The organism is Neorhizobium sp. P1_A6, assembly GCF_056406795.1.
On the sequence record NZ_JBFTZM010000016.1, the window covers coordinates 1 to 15,886 of the forward strand.

13 protein-coding genes are annotated in these 15,886 nt (G+C 56.4%); 2 read left to right on the top strand and 11 right to left on the bottom strand.

Annotation, left to right across the window (positions count from 1 at the left end; all coding sequences use genetic code 11):
- Nucleotides 1-1,074, top strand: a 1,074-nt coding sequence (drmB, locus tag AC1D3C_RS24820; RefSeq protein WP_477484730.1) for a DrmB family protein, incomplete at its 5' end; no start/stop codon positions are given.
- Entirely contained in the window at nt 1,074-2,783 is a 1,710-nt protein-coding gene (locus tag AC1D3C_RS24825) for a nuclease-related domain-containing DEAD/DEAH box helicase (protein ID WP_477484731.1), read from the top strand. The genes drmB and AC1D3C_RS24825, both read left to right, overlap by 1 nt.
- Nucleotides 2,784-2,925: 142 nt before the next feature.
- On the opposite strand, the gene AC1D3C_RS24830 is transcribed toward AC1D3C_RS24825, so the two are convergent.
- From AC1D3C_RS24830 to trbK-alt, 11 genes are all read right to left on the bottom strand, one after another.
- Nucleotides 2,926-4,545, bottom strand: a complete 1,620-nt coding sequence (locus tag AC1D3C_RS24830) for a DNA cytosine methyltransferase (protein WP_477484732.1) — start codon at nt 4,543-4,545, stop codon at nt 2,926-2,928.
- Complete coding sequence (locus tag AC1D3C_RS24835) at nt 4,542-5,843, bottom strand: hypothetical protein (protein WP_477484733.1); 1,302 nt, start codon at nt 5,841-5,843, stop codon at nt 4,542-4,544. The genes AC1D3C_RS24830 and AC1D3C_RS24835 overlap by 4 nt, the downstream gene beginning before the upstream one ends.
- Nucleotides 5,843-7,987: an ATP-binding protein gene (locus AC1D3C_RS24840; RefSeq protein ID WP_477484734.1), complete on the bottom strand. Its 2,145-nt coding sequence runs from the start codon at nt 7,985-7,987 to the stop codon at nt 5,843-5,845. The genes AC1D3C_RS24835 and AC1D3C_RS24840 overlap by 1 nt, the downstream gene beginning before the upstream one ends.
- Before the next feature lie 186 nt (nt 7,988-8,173).
- The gene (locus tag AC1D3C_RS24845) at nt 8,174-9,685 is read right to left on the bottom strand and encodes a DNA sulfur modification protein DndB (RefSeq protein WP_477484735.1); all 1,512 of its coding nucleotides are present in this window, start codon (nt 9,683-9,685) and stop codon (nt 8,174-8,176) included.
- Nucleotides 9,686-9,999: 314 nt separating this feature from the next.
- On the bottom strand, nt 10,000-10,431 hold the full coding sequence (locus tag AC1D3C_RS24850; protein WP_477484736.1) for a very short patch repair endonuclease: 432 nt from the start codon (nt 10,429-10,431) through the stop codon (nt 10,000-10,002).
- A 584-nt stretch (nt 10,432-11,015) separates the two neighbouring features.
- The gene (locus AC1D3C_RS24855; RefSeq protein ID WP_477484737.1) at nt 11,016-11,261 is read right to left on the bottom strand and encodes a DUF2274 domain-containing protein; all 246 of its coding nucleotides are present in this window, start codon (nt 11,259-11,261) and stop codon (nt 11,016-11,018) included.
- Nucleotides 11,258-12,478, bottom strand: coding sequence for a TraB/TrbI/VirB10 family type IV secretion system protein (locus tag AC1D3C_RS24860; protein ID WP_477484738.1), 1,221 nt, complete (start codon nt 12,476-12,478; stop codon nt 11,258-11,260). The genes AC1D3C_RS24855 and AC1D3C_RS24860 overlap by 4 nt, the downstream gene beginning before the upstream one ends.
- The gene (trbG, locus tag AC1D3C_RS24865) at nt 12,475-13,515 is read right to left on the bottom strand and encodes a P-type conjugative transfer protein TrbG (RefSeq protein WP_477484739.1); all 1,041 of its coding nucleotides are present in this window, start codon (nt 13,513-13,515) and stop codon (nt 12,475-12,477) included. The genes AC1D3C_RS24860 and trbG overlap by 4 nt, the downstream gene beginning before the upstream one ends.
- Nucleotides 13,512-14,201 carry a conjugal transfer protein TrbF gene (trbF, locus tag AC1D3C_RS24870; RefSeq protein ID WP_477484806.1) on the bottom strand — a complete coding sequence of 230 codons (690 nt, stop codon included), beginning with the start codon at nt 14,199-14,201 and terminating at the stop codon, nt 13,512-13,514. The genes trbG and trbF overlap by 4 nt, the downstream gene beginning before the upstream one ends.
- Nucleotides 14,201-15,592, bottom strand: coding sequence for a P-type conjugative transfer protein TrbL (trbL, locus tag AC1D3C_RS24875; RefSeq protein WP_477484740.1), 1,392 nt, complete (start codon nt 15,590-15,592; stop codon nt 14,201-14,203). The genes trbF and trbL overlap by 1 nt, the downstream gene beginning before the upstream one ends.
- Nucleotides 15,589-15,876 carry a putative entry exclusion protein TrbK-alt gene (gene trbK-alt / locus AC1D3C_RS24880; RefSeq protein WP_477484741.1) on the bottom strand — a complete coding sequence of 96 codons (288 nt, stop codon included), beginning with the start codon at nt 15,874-15,876 and terminating at the stop codon, nt 15,589-15,591. The genes trbL and trbK-alt overlap by 4 nt, the downstream gene beginning before the upstream one ends.
- Nucleotides 15,877-15,886 lie beyond the last annotated feature (10 nt).

Here is a 15,886-nt window from a genome sequence, read left to right on the forward strand (position 1 = left end):
GCCATGCCATGGTCAGACCGGCTTCAGGACAGTGTCGGCGACTATTGGAACACCTTGATCAGCATCGACAGCGCCCAGCGCGAGTCATTTATTGAAATGATGAGTAGAGGCGAATTGGGGCCGATCCTCAAGGAACTTAAAATGTCGCCGGCGCAGTTGGCTGCCGCGGTGGATCGGCGAGTTGAAAACTACAGCGAAATCGACACTTCGGACTTGCGGCCTGCTGAGTTCCGGCAATTTGTGGAAGATCCTGGCGACCGCATTGATCAGGACCTGGATTTCGAAATCCGGCGCGAAACTGTGCCAGATACGATAGCTCCTTGGATAGCGACAGTGGTGCGTGCAGTTCGCCTCAGGGAGGTGAGGGCAATCACGGGCTTCACAAGGATAAATCCACCAGGTGATCCGGATTCGCCAGAGGTGGCAAGCCTTTCCAAGACAAAGCTATCCTGGCTGCCCGCCATTGAAGTAAGGGGCGAGGGCATATTTCTTTCACTGAACGAAAAACAACTCACTCGATGGGAGAATTTGCCTGAGGTGGTGGCTCGCGCGGCTGAATGCCATCAACGGTACAGGCTGGACTGGCAATCTCGTCACGGTCCCGGGAATGAGCCCGCCCGTACGATCAGCGCTCGCTATATGCTTTGCCACACGCTTTCGCACGCGATTATGCGTCAGCTGACACTGGAATGCGGATATTCAAGTTCGTCGCTTCAGGAGCGCATTTATGCCGGGATGGGGGAAGATCCGATGGCAGGAGTGCTGATATACACTGCCACCACGGATGCCGACGGGACACTGGGTGGTCTCCAAAGGCAGGGAGCAGCCAACCGTATCGAAGGTATTCTATGCCGCGCGATTGCTGGTATGGAATGGTGTTCCTCCGATCCACTATGCATTACCGACATGATGGGGGCGTTGAACGCGTTTTCGCACTCTGCGTGTCACTCCTGCGTTCTGTCTCCGGAAACATCATGCGAAGCCTTTAACCACTTTCTGGACCGCGCACTTCTGGTAGGCACACCCGATGCGCCCTCAGTCGGATTCTTCGTTGATCTTGTTGCGGGAAACTGATGGCAAAACTCTGGCCACGCGAACTGCCGGTTTCCATAAGGCAGGATAGACGACGTCGGGCTGAAGTTCGCGTCTATGACAAGCTTTCTTCTGTCTTGGATGACAACTTCACCGTTTTCTACTCAAGCCCATGGCTCGGCACCGACCACCTTGGAAACGAAAGAGATGGCGAGTGTGACTTCATGGTCGCGCATCCGGACCTTGGATACCTGACTCTTGAAGTAAAAGGAGGTGGTATCTCGTTTGATCCCGCGGAACGACAGTGGTGGAGTACAGACGCCCAAGGTTTTCGGTTCAGAATCAAAGATCCCGTGGAACAGGCTCGCAGCGCCAAACATGAATTGCTAAAGAAACTTAGGGCGACAAACCATTGGCAGGAACGCTGGATCCACAACAGCCACGGTGTTGTGTTCACTGACGCGGCTACGCCTCCGCGTGACCTAGGCGCTGACAGGCCCGCGCATATTTTCTGCTGCTCGAAAGAGTTGGCGAACGGCCTTCGGAAATGGATCGATGCGCGGATGCTAGAGGCGCGGCAGCCTCGCGCATCGCGTGGGCTTGGCAAAGACGGAATAGCTGCGTTCGAAAAGATACTCGCTCAACCATTTACCTTGAGCTTCCATATCGCAGGAGCAATGGAGGATTCCAGAGAACGATTTGGCGTTTTGGAACCAACGCAGTTTCACATTCTTGAGCACATTGCCGACATCGTACGCGTTGAGATCCGGGGTGCCGCGGGAACCGGAAAAACGATCGTGGCAATTGAGGAGGCCAGGCGTGCGGCGGGTGCGGGCCGGCGGACGCTTCTGATATGCCATGGCCGCCCACTGGCAAATGACCTCGCAAGACTTGCCGGAACCTCAGAGCATCTTACGGTTGGCAGCTTCCATTCCGTCTGTCTGGAAACAGTAGCGGCGGCGGGAGCTGAATTGCCGCCGCCCGGTGATCGCAACCAAGCATTCTTCGATTCCATTCTACCCGGCCTGTTTCTCGACGTCATGATCTCCCGTCCAGAACTGAGATGGCAGCATATCGTCGTAGACGAAGCCCAAGATTTCGAGGAAAGCTGGTGGATCGCAGTGGACGCAGCGCTTGGCAGCGGCGGCGTCCTTCGCGTTTTCTCTGACACTAACCAGCGCGTCTATTCCGGCAGCAGAGTTCCAACCAAGGACCTTCAACTCATTCCGATCAGACTGTCACGCAATCTGCGAAATACGAGATCGATTCATTCCGCAGCGTCGGCGCACTATGATGGACCGGAAATTATCGCGGAAGGTCCGGAAGGTCCGCAGGTCCACTGGATCGAAGAGGATTCCACAGAGAAACTGGTGGCGGCCGCGTATGGAGAGATCAGGCGCCTCGTTTACCAAGAAGAGGTGGCACCGGGCGATATAGCTGTATTGCTGCCAAGCGCTAAGTGGGTCGAGCAATTCCAAATTGCGGCGTCGCGCTCGCATCTTGAGTTCGCGGACTGCGGAGATCTCCGGACGGAACGCATAGTGGTTGACACTATAAGGCGGTTCAAAGGACTCGAAAGATCGGCGATAGTCGTTGTTGTGGGAGAAAGCAATCTCGCCAGAGCGGAGTTAGCCTACGTTGGTTTTTCAAGGCCCCGTTTCTACCTCGCTGTGATTGCCCGCCAATCTGACATGATTTGGCTGAAGGCACTTCAGGATGCGAAAGGAGCGCAGAGTTTACCAACGATTTGATATCGGTTGATTGAACCATTTGCGTTTACGCGAACTCACAGTTGCCGATTTTCAACTGGAACATATTTCGTGGGCAGGGGTACGATACTGATTTCAGCTGTGCGCAATGGAATTACGACACGACGGCTATGCTGCGATGCAGTCATGCCGCATCGCGCTTGAATTTTTTCAGCGCATCGCCAGACAGCGCTCCGGAAAATCCAGCCGATAGAACTGGATGTAAGGCCTGACCGATTTGCCGTGCGAGAAACGGGGGCACAGCATTACCCACCTGCGTGAACTGCTCGGTCTGATTTCCGAAAAACCGATAATTGTCTGGAAAAGTTTGCAACCGCGCCGCTTCACGGACCGTCAAAGCCCGGCACTGCATAGGATCGGGGTGAATGAAATAATGCCCGTCCTTTGCGATGTGGCTTGTTATTGTCGTCGATGGGCTACCCCATACTTGAACACGAAACCGGTCCGAGAAGATACCACTCTCCCAGTTCTTATGTTTAGGCGCCAAAGAAGGCGGAAACTCACGGGCGACCGGCGATCTTCCACACACACTTGCATAAACAGAAGCGAAAAAATACCGGCCCAAATCGGATTCCATGTGACCTCGGCTCGCATGCCCTGAAAGGCAGGTCATCCTGCTATCAAGGATCCACTCACGAAGTTCAGGGGGGCAATCATCAGCGATGTGACCCATCCCGGAGCTACTCCGGGGCGCCGTGCTTATGGCCTCCGCCATTCTGCCGGCCAGAACTTCAGAATGCCGGTAAACCTTTTGATGGTTCTGATCTTCAGAGTCGCGGGTGGCGTCCATGACTTTCTCTATCGACCTGGACATCGCATTGCGCCAAGCATCAGGCGAATCCGATTTGCTAACACCACTTCTTATGAAAGGCATACCCTGAAGGATGTCGCGGACCGTGACCTTCATTCCGCCCGAGCCTGTTGGTATCTGGCTTTGCAACCCATCTAAATGAACGAGGTCGCGTCTCAATCCGATAATTATAATTCTATGCCTTGCCTGGGGAACCCCAAATGTCTCACACCGAATTAGAAAATCCTTGGGTCTGCGCGTCGGGGTCAAATACGCGGCTCCGCCAGGACCTGCGCCAAACGCAAAGAAATCATAGGTTCTGTCATCACCACCGATTGCCTCAAGATCGGAAAGCACCATATCGAATACTGCTTTACCGCCTACGGTTGAGGAAAACATCCCTTTGACGTTTTCCATGACGAATGCTGCAGGCTTCAAATGTTTCAAAATGCTGATGTATTCGCGATAAAGGAAATGCCTCTTGTCCTTTTCAGGAAGGTATTCAGCTTTTGCACGGTTGCGAGACCTGCCGACAACGGAATACGCCTGACAGGGTGGACCGCCGATAACAATCGTCCGGTCGCCAGCCCTTTCTCTGATCGTTTGAAGATATGGCGCCAATATATCACTTACCCCATCCTCACCCAGCTCGAGCAACAAAGCTTCCTTCTCCGCCCTCTCCCACTGTTTGGAATATTTCAGAGCCCAGTCGGGTTCTTCGATCGAGCCATTGAGGAAAGCGTAGTATTCATCAGGAAATGAGCCTTCAAACTGCCGGAGAAATGCACGGAATCGGAGCGTCCGGTGCGCCAACTTTTCCTTCTCAACGGAGAGGGCGATTTGGAACACCGGGTTTCCGTTGGTGTCACGTACCGATGCAAATCCCTCAGCAAGCCCGCCGGGCCCCGCAAACAAATCGACCACTTCGAATGGGGTGTCTGATGTCGTTTTCAAAAGCGTAAGGTCCCCGGACGCATAACGTAAGACGCGGTGTGGACAAGGATGGTAGTAAGCATCTGTTCACGCAAACGCATCGTTGCAGCCGGCCAAGCTGCCAGGTCACCTGGCACAATAGTGGTATTAAAACGGGCGTGCACAAGAAGACAGACGGGTTCAGCAAACTCGTCGAGCTTGAATTGTTCGCCGCACACGAGCACAGCCGGGCTTCGGGATGTCTTCTGCACCGCACCTTGCGGAACCAGGAGCCCCAGATGAAATGGAAGAGGGCCGGCATTACTTTGGGCCTGATCACAGGCAGCACCTCCGCGTATGAGAACCAGTTGGCCCTCACCGCGGCGTTCTGCCTTCAGCTTAAATTCCTTTTCTCGGAGATAGTCGACTGTGACCCCAAACCTCGCATTCATAGCGTCATCGTCAAGCTCGGCCAAGGGAATTATCGCACCCCAATCAGACTGGCCAACCGGCTCACCGGGAGGAACCGCCAAGTGCAGCATCCGGTGCATCTCCGCCTTCTGAACCTCGCTGAGCGCAAGCCCCGGCTGCGGAAAAGTCACTGCGGTTTTCCACAGGTCAGGTGTGCCGGCGGCGGCGGGCTGATTGAGTATCCGGTCAGTTAACAAGGGGGATAGAACAGCTGCCACCGAACCTCTCGGATCGCTTAGTGCGTTCGAAGGCCCCGCGGCCGCAGATGCCAGGAGGCTAAGAATGCCATCCATCGCGCCGGGGTACAAGGCAAGCGTGCGCTTATCGCTCGGTATCAGATTGCTCACCAAAGCGAGTGTTGCGTTCGCCGCCGCTAGAACATCGCGCTCCCAACTAAGGAGCGCAGCGAGTTGGGGCATCGCCGCAATTTGCTGCGTTATCGCATGCTGGAGTGCAGCGCCATCCCACTGGTCCCGGCCCATACTGAAAGCATTTTTATCCAGCGCAAGAATAGCCAGCGGCATCTTATCTGCCGGTAGTATCACCCCGAGACGGTCCGCTAAGGCTGTCCGTTCCTGCTCATGCGAGGTCCAGAGTATGAGGATGTACGGGCCGTGATGATCGGGAACACAGTGGTTGAGGATGCTTCCAAGAGCATCATAGTGCTGAACAGCACTGGCAGCTGCTCTCAACAGATGAAGATCGCTGAACAAAATACGGAAGCCGGTGAACAGAGCAGGCGCCGGCAAGCCGGCGGCATCAAATCGTATACCTATACATGGAGCGCCAAGCCCATGAAGCGCGTCGACGAGTGGAGAAAGCTCCATTGGGTCATCATCAATTGCGATATATCTTGCTGGTGTGAACATCAGGGCCTGCCAAAGACCATAGCTACCACTGCGCCATCAAATTCATCCGGCACATCCGCCTGGCCTTTCCCGGGAAAGACCAGCCGTCCCTCGCAAAGATCCATAACCAGGTTGGCGAAGTATAACCCAAGACCACTCCCAGCAGGTCGTCTCGTAAAGAAGGGCGTTACAATTGTGGCCGGGTCGTCGATAAAGCCTGGTCCATTGTCAGCCACGACAATGGCTGGTCCTCCCTCAAAGTCAGGATCTACATTGACGTAAATACGTCGCTCCCCGGGATCAGGGTGTCTGACTTTGACCCAGTGAACCGCGTTATCTATCAGGTTAGTTAGAGCCCCAAGAACAAGGCCTGCCGCAAATGTGGCCTCGGCGTCTGGGCCATCATCCTCCAAAGCCGGGCAGCTTAGTTTAATGCCATGTAACCGAAACCGGAGAAGGCTTAGATCACGAGCAGTGCGCACAATGTCCCGCAGAGACCCCGGCTTACTCGAGGTATTCTTGAGCAATTGGGTCGATGTCTCCAATAGGCCTTGAAGTTGGCCCGCCTGCTCGCGTAGATTCTCGATTGTCATTTCAGGGTTGTTGATTGCCCCTGTCAACACCCTCACGCCGCGCTCAACTTCATGGAAGATGACAGCAAGCCCCGCATGTGAAACCCCGGAGCGGGCAAAGTTTTCACGAAGAGTGGCGTATTCGGATTCTATTTTGCGGATCGCCGGTTCGAGCACTTTGTCAACGTTGTTCGCCCGCGCCAGGCGACGGAGTTCGGTCAGCGGACCGAACATTCCTTCAGGCGTTTCACTTCCGCTTCCCGTGATCTTGCGGATCCGTTCCTTGTCGATGTTTCTCTCAGCCTGAAGGATCATCAGCGCACCGAGCACGACACGCCTCAGGCGGTCATACGTGTCAGTTTCGACGAAACCCTCGCGGTTGGTTTTCTCATGTAGGCCGTGGCTGTCGGCCAGACTGAGATCGACAACACCTATGGTGATGTTACGGCTCAACCGTTTTGTCGGCTCGTTTACACGCCGGAGATCGAGGCCCAACCAATCGTCACTCGGCTCACCATAATTGTACACTCGTACGCCGTCTCTATAAAGGCGTACGCCGCCATTCTGGGTAAGGAAACGCTCAAGAAAACGCGTGTCTCCATAAAGCGGCAGAACTTTCTTGTCGCGGTCGAATATGTGGAAACGACCTTTAACGGGACCGATTCCCTCTAAGGTCGACTGGTCTGCGGTCACTCTGCTCCGCCGCTTAGCTCGCGGTTCCTCACCCGGATCGAGAACGTCTGGTTCCTCGAGTTGGGCGATCTGAAAATAGAACTCATCGCGCTCTACGATGCGCTTTTCCAACTTCAGACCGGGAACTCCGCGAAACTCGTACTTGTAATGCAGCTTACTCCCGTCAAATTCGAACTCGAACGTATACGGCGCCATATCCAGCAATTGCTTGACGCCTGGGAGAGTTGTCAGCCATTCCGGGTGATCGGGAACGTGCAATTTCACATCAAAGTCGCCCACCCGGTCACCGAAGGGAGAAGCTATTGAAGTCACCTGTCTGTACAGATCGCGGATCTCGCCTCTTGTCCAGTCTGTAGTGCGCAAACGGCTGATCTCAATTAGGGTACCGGTATTTGACGGAAAAACCTCCGGCACGCGCTGTCGCACAGTAATCTCGGCGTCCGCTAGAAAGGTTTTCTCCAGCAGTGTGTCCCAATCAAAATCCGCGACGCATTCAGGTTCGTTCTCCGCTTTCGTCACAAGGCGGATTCTGTCCCCGAGTTTATGGACAGCAAACCGGCCGACGCCCTTCTCGCCCAGTGGGAGACGGCCGTATCGGGGTGAGCGGACTTGCCTCTCGCGATCCTGCTCGCGGTGGTCGTGACCAGGGACGAGCCATACGTTCTCAATCGTCTGCAGCGACATTCCCTGACCATTATCGCGGATAGAGATTTTCGCCGCTTCTGTTCCGATATCGTCAAATGTAATGACAACCTCGTCTGCATCGGCGTCGTAAGCATTCTTCACGAGCTCAAAGAGCGCCAGACGCGGAGAGCTAATAAGCTGGTCTCCGAGCAGTTGCAGCAACCTCGCTCGGGGTTTGAATGCCCGTTGCAGAACCCGATTATCAGCTGCCGTCACCCCAATTCCCTTCACAATAATCTATCAACTGCAGTCGGACGTACCTGCCCCGACACCAAGTGCGTCATTGGGGCAGATACAACTCAGACTAGCTGCCATTGATCGCTCTGTCTTTACCGGCGCTACTGTATTCACCGAAATAAGAAGACCCCTTTAAACACATTAACCTGGTCCGGCCGCCCCAGTTCAAGTAGAGGCACGCGAAGTGGCGTTTTCAACGGCCAACTCCTCCTGCAGTTTGATCAGCGCCTTGCGCTTGGGTAGCTGCAGTTTCCAACGGATCATATCGCCGAGGTGGCGCTGGATATCGTTGTGCTTCGCACCAAAACGCATAACCTGAGTGCTTTCATCAAAGTTACCGAGGTCCAGATTGTAACCAGCCTCATCGGGAGTGACAGCATCCTTCATTCCAGGACATTTATCTTCGCGCTCAGATATACTCATCTCGAAATAGCGCCACATGGGATTTGTGTGCGCGAAATCGATCTCATTCTCCTCGATCGCCGCAAACAGACGCTCAAGGTATTCCGGATTTTCATCGCGGCCATACCCGAAGTCATAAGCGAGTTTTGCCAATGCCTTCAGCACAACGGGCTGAGCTGCGACTGTATTCTTTTTAGCCCCCTGTTCTCCCCAATAAGGTATCTGGCCGATCGCACCCCAAAAGCGGCAGCCGTATGATTCCTTGGCACTGATATCCGCTGGCGAGGCTCCGTTTATTGTCGTCTTGTTCAGGAAAAGAAGCGCGTTGACAGAGATAAGATCTTTACGGGAGATCACACCCTCGTCTTTGTGCCAGTCGTGCGGGCTGTCGGTTTCAACCATAGTTGCTTTAAGAATGTCATGGCCAAGCAGATGGTCTTTTATAAACCGGTTGACCGCATTTGAGTTATCGAATTCRTAAACGAGTCCGCTTTCGACAGTCTTTCCGAGGTGGTTCAGGTCGTGAAAGAGCTGGCGTTCCTGCTCAAAATTCAGACCCAGATGGGTCTCAACAACGATTGAGCATTCCGCGCGCGCCACTTCGAATGCCGCCGCCCAAACCTGAATCTCATCAAGCGTTGGGTCTCGCTTAGCATCCCCTGCCGGCACATAAAGCGAAGGTTTGCGCGGGTACCGACCGTTATTTACTACGGACTTGAGGAATTCGAACACCATATGCATTGCGAACCGCCGGTGCTGGCCGTCTATGACCCACAAAACATGCTTGTCTGAAAGGAAAACGGTTATCACCCCGCCTTTGCGTTCAAAGCGGAGCCCGTCACCGCCGAATTTACAGTTCCGTATATTTGCGGTAATCGGCTGCATCGCGATATAGGGTTGCGCACCTATCTCTTTCTGAATCGCGACAAGAGCCTGCGGAATTGGGTGACCCTGAGCCTCCAACTTCCGTCGAGTCGTATCGACAAGACCCTTCAATATAAATGTTGCAAGTTTTTTGGCGTGCGTCTCATCAAGCCGCCGCTGTGCTGCAGGCAGCTCCCGGTGTGCAGGCAACGCTTCCAGATTTGCTTTGTTCGCTACTTCCGAAATTTCATAGAAGACAGCCATGGGGACACTCATAATAAGAGTCCGATTCCCCATGTTGGATCCTACGAGAACGTTGAACGGGCGCCCCGAATGGTCACCTTGCTGCAGCAGATCACTCAAACTGTTGGTGACAGTTGGCTCTACCTCGTCTACAGTTATATTGTCCATCGGACTTTCCTTCTCCGCTTAAGCGGGTTTTCGGTGTGAATAGCGCGACCGGCGGTTTCCAGACACTCCGGTCGCGCGTTGTTATGCGTGAACGGACAGGGTCCGTTCACGCAAAGTCTCTCCTGACACAAATTAGCCAGAGCATGCCCCCTCCTTCTCGCTCAGTCGGGTTACGGTGGTCGTCGTCCGCGGTTTTCCAGACACTCGGCGACTGCAAGGAAGCTAACCCAAACGCATTTCAGCGTCAAGCCATAATGGCCTGGTGTAAAATAAAATTCGCCTGGCGGTTTCATGAAAAATAACCTGGCGACATTTTACGATGATGGCAGCTTACGTTTTGGCCCCAGAAATTGCATGAGGGTTTTAGCCAATGCAGGCGAGTCTGTGGTTTCACATTCCCAAATAACAAGCACCTGCCATCCCATCTGTTCGGCCGCCTGTTGGTTGCGTAAATCGCGGGCTACATTTTGTGAAAGCTTTTCGCTCCAGAATTCCTGCCGTGTTTTGGGAAAGGTGGCGTTTTTGCACCCCGCATGCTGATGCCAAAAACATCCGTGAACCTGTATCATCTTCTTTCGCCCAGGAAAGGCGACGTCAGGCCGGCCAGGCGCAGGCTTCCAGTGAATGCGGAATCGATAGCCGAGGCTATGTAGTAATCGTCTGACACGCAGCTCGGGCGAGGTGTTTTTTGAGCGGATCCGCGCCATATTCGCACTGCGTTGTATTTGAGTAATACGATCAATCATGAGCCTTCATATATCCGCATGTTTCAAAATTGGGGGTGCATCAGGCCCGACTCAATGGTGACATGATGCGGACAGTTTCAGAGAACGCGGAAATGATATTGATCCACCGTCGTTCATTCAATTGATCGTACCGCAAGGCGGATAATTGAGGTCTTTTCGATTTCCGGAATTTATCCCACAGAAGGAAGCGAGAATTAGTAGTTGCGTGCGGCATCTGACAAAAACATCGAGCCTCCGTCATGGATGTATGCGCTAAAGTCACAGGCACAAAGCCGACAGCACCGTCCTAACTGGTCGTTCCGGTACACGGATTGGCGGATGGTCAATCCGCTGCTATTCGCTGGCTTTTGCAGGCGCTCGGCTAGCAGCAGTGGTATGCCGTTCCCATGACAGCGTGGCGCTGACCAGCTACTCCCACGTGAAGGTTTGTCTCCGCACCCTCGGCAAAAAACGCAGATACGAGATCGGTAGCAACAGAGGCCCCCTAGCAGCGAATCACCTGCGATCAACTACCAGCCAGACATCTTCGTAGCGCAGACCCATCAATTCCGCGAGCTCGTCAGCGCCCCTTTGTCAGCAATGAATTAATTTGCCACAATGCCGGTAGTTGGGTCGGAGCGCTTCGCCTTGCTGAAGCCCTTGTCGCTAGCCATGAACCTTTGAAGCATCGGCGCGATGAGCTTGGCTGGATCGGGCCGAGTGGCCTCACTCGAACTTTCGGCAAGTATCGCAGCATATGCCTGCAAATCCCGGAACACCGGCGCTGGCAATTCGATGGTGATCTTGACTGGCTTGTCATCGGGAATAGCAGACAGCTTCAACTTGGTCATGTCGGCTCCCTCATCGCCCCATAGGGTTTCATCACCAGATCGCGGTTGACGATAACGCGAACCGGAAAGCCCGGCCGGATTGTAAGCGTCGGCTGAATATTGAACTGGCGTTGAACGATCTGCTGGCCAATGTCGGAGGCGCTGTCCTGGGCGCTCTCACGGATGGCGCGAGCGATGTCGCTTTCGTCGTCGGCCGAGAGTTCCGTGCCGATACCGAGCAGTGTCGAAAGTGCCGCGGCCTTGAACAACTGTCCCCAGTGATGATCGACTTCATCCTCAAGCCCGGAGAACCCTTGAGTGTCGGCGCCCTGCAGACGCTCCAATACGATGGACGAACCGTCCGGCATGATGAGGCGGTTCCAGACCAGCAGCACGCGGCTCTGCCCGAAGGCAACCTGGCTGTCGTATCGACCGATCAAGCGTGCGCCTTGCGGAATGAGCAGATGCGAACCGGTCGGGCTGTCGTAGACGTGTTCTGTTACCTGCGCGGTAATCTGGCCGGGCAGATCGGATTTGATGCCGGTAATAAGGGCCGCCGGAATGACAGTACCCGCCTGCACGACATAGGGAGACACCTTCTCCTGCACGCGGTCGGCACTGACGGTGCGCCGATCTGTTTCGCCATTGACGAAAGCAAGCTTGCGGTCCTGCATATTCTGCGCGGACCCGGCGTCAAGTGGCGGCGTTTCGGATGGAATCGGCATGCCGGTGGCAGGATCTAAGCCGGAACCTGGCGCTGTCGCGGATACGATCGTCTGGCTTCCGGTCGTCCTTTCTCCGCGGCTGTCAGTGAAGAGTTTTGCCAGGCGGGCGGCTTCGATCTCGGCAAGTCGGCGCTGCTCCTCAGGATCGACGCGTGGCGTCTGGATGCTCGGTGTGACGACAGGCCTGCCTTCCTCCTGTGCACGCAGGATCGGACGGCCAAGATCGCCCGGCAGGGCCGGACCGAGTTTGGGAATGTTGGTATAATCTCTCGGTAGACCGGCCAGGCCATCGGCCGGCGTCGCGTTGTCGGTGTTATAGAGTTCCGTCGCAGACTGGTTACCGCGCCGGTTCGTATCGAGCGCCCAGAACAGGGCGGCCGCAATGGCGATACTGGCCACGCTACCGAGACCGATCAACACCTTGCGAGAAAGCCGCGTGACACGCCGCGGCTCGGCGCGTAAGCGCAGTTCCGCCTGAAGCCCCATCTCCGATGATTTTGCAGACCCTGTCATCGGCTGCGCTCCGGGGAAAATAGCGTTGTCCGCTTCGCCGCTGTCCGACCATCGGTGCGGACGATGCGAACCCGCCTCTCGCTGTCCTTGTCGCCAAGCCGGAGTTCCCCCGCAGCGAACAGCCGATCAACGACATAATAGTTTTGGCGGGCACGGTAATTGACGAGTTCGGAATTGCCGGACGGGCCGATAACGAACAGCGGTGGCATTTCGCCCTGTCCGATGCCCGAGGGGAATTCGATATAGACTTTGGCTCCGTCATCGAAGGCGCGCATCGGTCGCCATGGTGCTGTGTCACCTTCAACGCGGTAACGGAAGTTCAGTTTCGAGATGTCGATGCCGGTGGCGACGGCTTGCGTCTCTGTCGCCCTCGCATTCTGCCGTCGCAGCGCGATCAACTGGTCCTGCGGATATTGCCATGAGACCGATGCCATGTAGGTCGAGGGCGTGGAGCGCAGTTCCAGATGGTAGGTGCGCCGGTCGGTGTTGATGACCAGATTGGTCTGGAGATCGGCCCGTGTCGGCTTGACCAGAATATGCACCTGCTTTGAAGCTGCCATACCGCTCTCGGTATCGCCGATGATCCACCGCACGGTGTCACCGGCAGCCACCGGTCCCGAGCCGACAAGCTGCTCACCAGGTTGGAGGGCGATATCGGTCACCTGACCAGGAGCGGCATAGACCTGATAGAGAGCGCCGCCCGAGAAAGGATAGACCTGCACAGCGTTGATGAAGCCGTCGCGGACCGGCTGGATGCGGGCAGCTTCGTTGGCAAGCGTAATCCGTGTCTTTGGATCGACAGGTTCTGCCTTCGCCTTTTCCCCGTTGATTGGCTTCAACTGACCGGGCAGCGGCAGAGGTTTCGGCAACTCGACCACCTTCACAGGCCCGACCGGATCGGCGGTGAGCACGGCGGGTGCCGCATCGTCGTAGTCGATCTCCGGCGGAATGTATTTTTTCGCGCAGCCGGCAAGCGCCGATGCGGATAATAGCGTTGCCAGCAGCAGCGATGCACCTTTTCTATATGCCCCCTTCATTGCGAAAGCTCCTTGGACCAGTTGATTGCGTTGACGTAGACGCCGAGTGGATTGGCGCGCAGCTTTTCGGCGGTGCGCGGCGGCTGGACCACGACGGTCAGAATTGCGGTCCAGCGTTCGGTGGCCGAAAGCTGGCCGTTCTCGAACTGCCGTTCGGTCCAGGCGATGCGGAAACTGTCGGGTGATGCCCGGATGACGCTGGAGATCTCGATGGCGATCTGGTTCTTGCCGACCTTCGTGAACGGGTCATTGGCACGGGCATAGTCATTGAGCGCGATCGCCCCGCGATCGGTGGTATATTCGTAGGCGCGGAGCCAGTTCTGCCGCACGATGACGGGATCGGCGGGAATGCTGCGAACCTGCTCGATGAAACGGGCGAGATGCCAGGCGATCTGCGGATCGGTCGGCCGATAGTCGGTCACGGCAGAGGCAACGGCCTGCGCCTCGCCGAACTTGTCGATCTGCACCACCCATGGCACCACAGTCCCACGCGTCGATTGCCAGACCAGCGCCGATGCAAAACCGCCAGCCAGAAACAGAGAACCGAAAGCCATCAGCCGCCAGTTTTTCGCCTGCACACGGGCAGACCCTATGCGCTCGTCCCAGACCTGCGCTGCCTTCTGATAGGGCGTTTCGGGTTCCGGGGTCCGTGCGTAGCGCACGGAAGGTCGTCTGAAGATGTTCATCATCGGGCATCCTGATTGAGAGAGACGGACATGGAGCCACCGCCGTGATCTGCGGAGCGGACCGTATGGGCGGCGGTGCTGACACCGTGACTGACGGCGCTGCTTCGCTTCATGCGCTGCGCCCATTCGGGCGGCGTCGAGGGCGATATGTCAGAGCCGGACACGGCGGCGGAACTTGCGAACTGCGAACCGGCAAACGAAGGATCGTTGGCGGCTTCGGGCATGCCGACGCCAACGTCGTTCTTGCCGCCTGTCGCCTTCCATGCGGCGGCCTGTCCAGAGCGATAGCTGGAGCTCATGGATTGTGATGCGCCGGACCCCATGGCCCTGCCCTTGCTCATGGCAAGACCCGCGGCTGCTTTTGCGACACCGGCAAAACCGGCAGCACCACCGCCGGTCCCTGTCGATCCAGCGGTTGCGTCACCAAGACCGTATGCGGTCCTGGCGCCGCCGGCGAGTGTGGCCCCTCCCCTTGCCGCACCGCTGGCAGCACTTGCGGCAGCACCCAGTCCAGCCCTGGCACCCATATACCCGGCGGCTCCCAAACCGGCCGCTGCAAGACCGGTTCCGACGGCAGCGCCTGCTCCAAGTTGCGGGGCGCCGGATACTAGGCCACTCGCGATACCGGGGCCGAAGATCGACAGGCCCATCAACGAGAGAGCGCCGAGCACCAGCGACAATGCCTCGGTGATGGTCGGCTGTTCAGAGAAACTGGATGTAAACTCGTCGAACAGGCCGGAGCCGATGCCGACGATGACGGCCAGCACCAGTATCTTGACCCCGGAGGCGACGATATTGCCGAGCACCTTCTCGGCGAGGAAGGATGTCTTGTTGAACAACGCGAAGGGGATCAGGACGAAGCCCGCAAGCGTCGTCAGCTTGAACTCGATCAGCGTGACAAAGATCTGGATGGCGAGAATGAAGAAGGCAACGAGAACGATGACCCAGGCGACCATCAATACGAAGATCTGCACGAAGTTTTCGAAGAAGGCGATATAGCCCATCAGTTCGCCGGCGGCCTGAAGGATGGGATTGCCGGCATCGATACCGACCTGCGCCACACGGCCGGGCTGCAACAGTTCCGAAGCCGAGAGGCTGGAGCCGCCGGCTTTGAGACCGAGCCCGGAAAAACTTTCGAAGACGATGCCCGCGAGCCGGTTGAAGTTGCCGATGATGAAGGCGAAGAAACCGATATAAAGCGTCTTCTTCACCAGCCGCTGCAGGACGTCCTCATCCGCGCCCCATGCCCAAAACAGGCCAGCGAGCACGATATCGATAACGATCAACGTTGAGGTCAGGAAAGCCACCTCGCCGCCGAGCAGACCGAAGCCGCTGTCGATGTAGGCGGTGAAGGTTTCGAGGAAACGGTCGATGATGCCGGTATTGTTCATGGCGACGGCACCTCGCCGGTCTTCGGTGCGACCGGCCGATCGGTTGCGAAGAAGCGGCGGCGGCTCTCTGCCCAGGCCTTGCGGCAGGCGGCTTCATCGGCAGCGGCCATGCCAAGGTCACGGCAGCGCGAGAGCGCGGTCTTGACGGGCTCGCCGCCCGGACGCCCGATACTGGGGGCTTTTGCATCGGTTGCGTCTTCATCTTGCAGGGCCACGATTGCGGCGGTCAGCCCTGCACCAAGTGCGAAGACGGCAAGTAGCCGGGCGGCGATCTTCAGGTCCATTTGTCTCCGT

What these genes read in the sequence shown, in the direction of transcription:
- AC1D3C_RS24855 (WP_477484737.1), bottom strand. Translation starts at nt 11,261, where the DNA reads ATGACCAAGTTGAAGCTGTCTGCTATTCCCGATGACAAGCCAGTCAAG.
- trbF (WP_477484806.1), bottom strand. Translation starts at nt 14,201, where the DNA reads ATGAACATCTTCAGACGACCTTCCGTGCGCTACGCACGGACCCCGGAA.
- AC1D3C_RS24825 (WP_477484731.1), top strand. Translation starts at nt 1,074, where the DNA reads ATGGCAAAACTCTGGCCACGCGAACTGCCGGTTTCCATAAGGCAGGAT.
- trbK-alt (WP_477484741.1), bottom strand. Translation starts at nt 15,876, where the DNA reads ATGGACCTGAAGATCGCCGCCCGGCTACTTGCCGTCTTCGCACTTGGT.
- AC1D3C_RS24850 (WP_477484736.1), bottom strand. Translation starts at nt 10,431, where the DNA reads ATGATTGATCGTATTACTCAAATACAACGCAGTGCGAATATGGCGCGG.
- trbG (WP_477484739.1), bottom strand. Translation starts at nt 13,515, where the DNA reads ATGAAGGGGGCATATAGAAAAGGTGCATCGCTGCTGCTGGCAACGCTA.
- AC1D3C_RS24860 (WP_477484738.1), bottom strand. Translation starts at nt 12,478, where the DNA reads ATGACAGGGTCTGCAAAATCATCGGAGATGGGGCTTCAGGCGGAACTG.
- AC1D3C_RS24835 (WP_477484733.1), bottom strand. Translation starts at nt 5,843, where the DNA reads ATGTTCACACCAGCAAGATATATCGCAATTGATGATGACCCAATGGAG.
- trbL (WP_477484740.1), bottom strand. Translation starts at nt 15,592, where the DNA reads ATGAACAATACCGGCATCATCGACCGTTTCCTCGAAACCTTCACCGCC.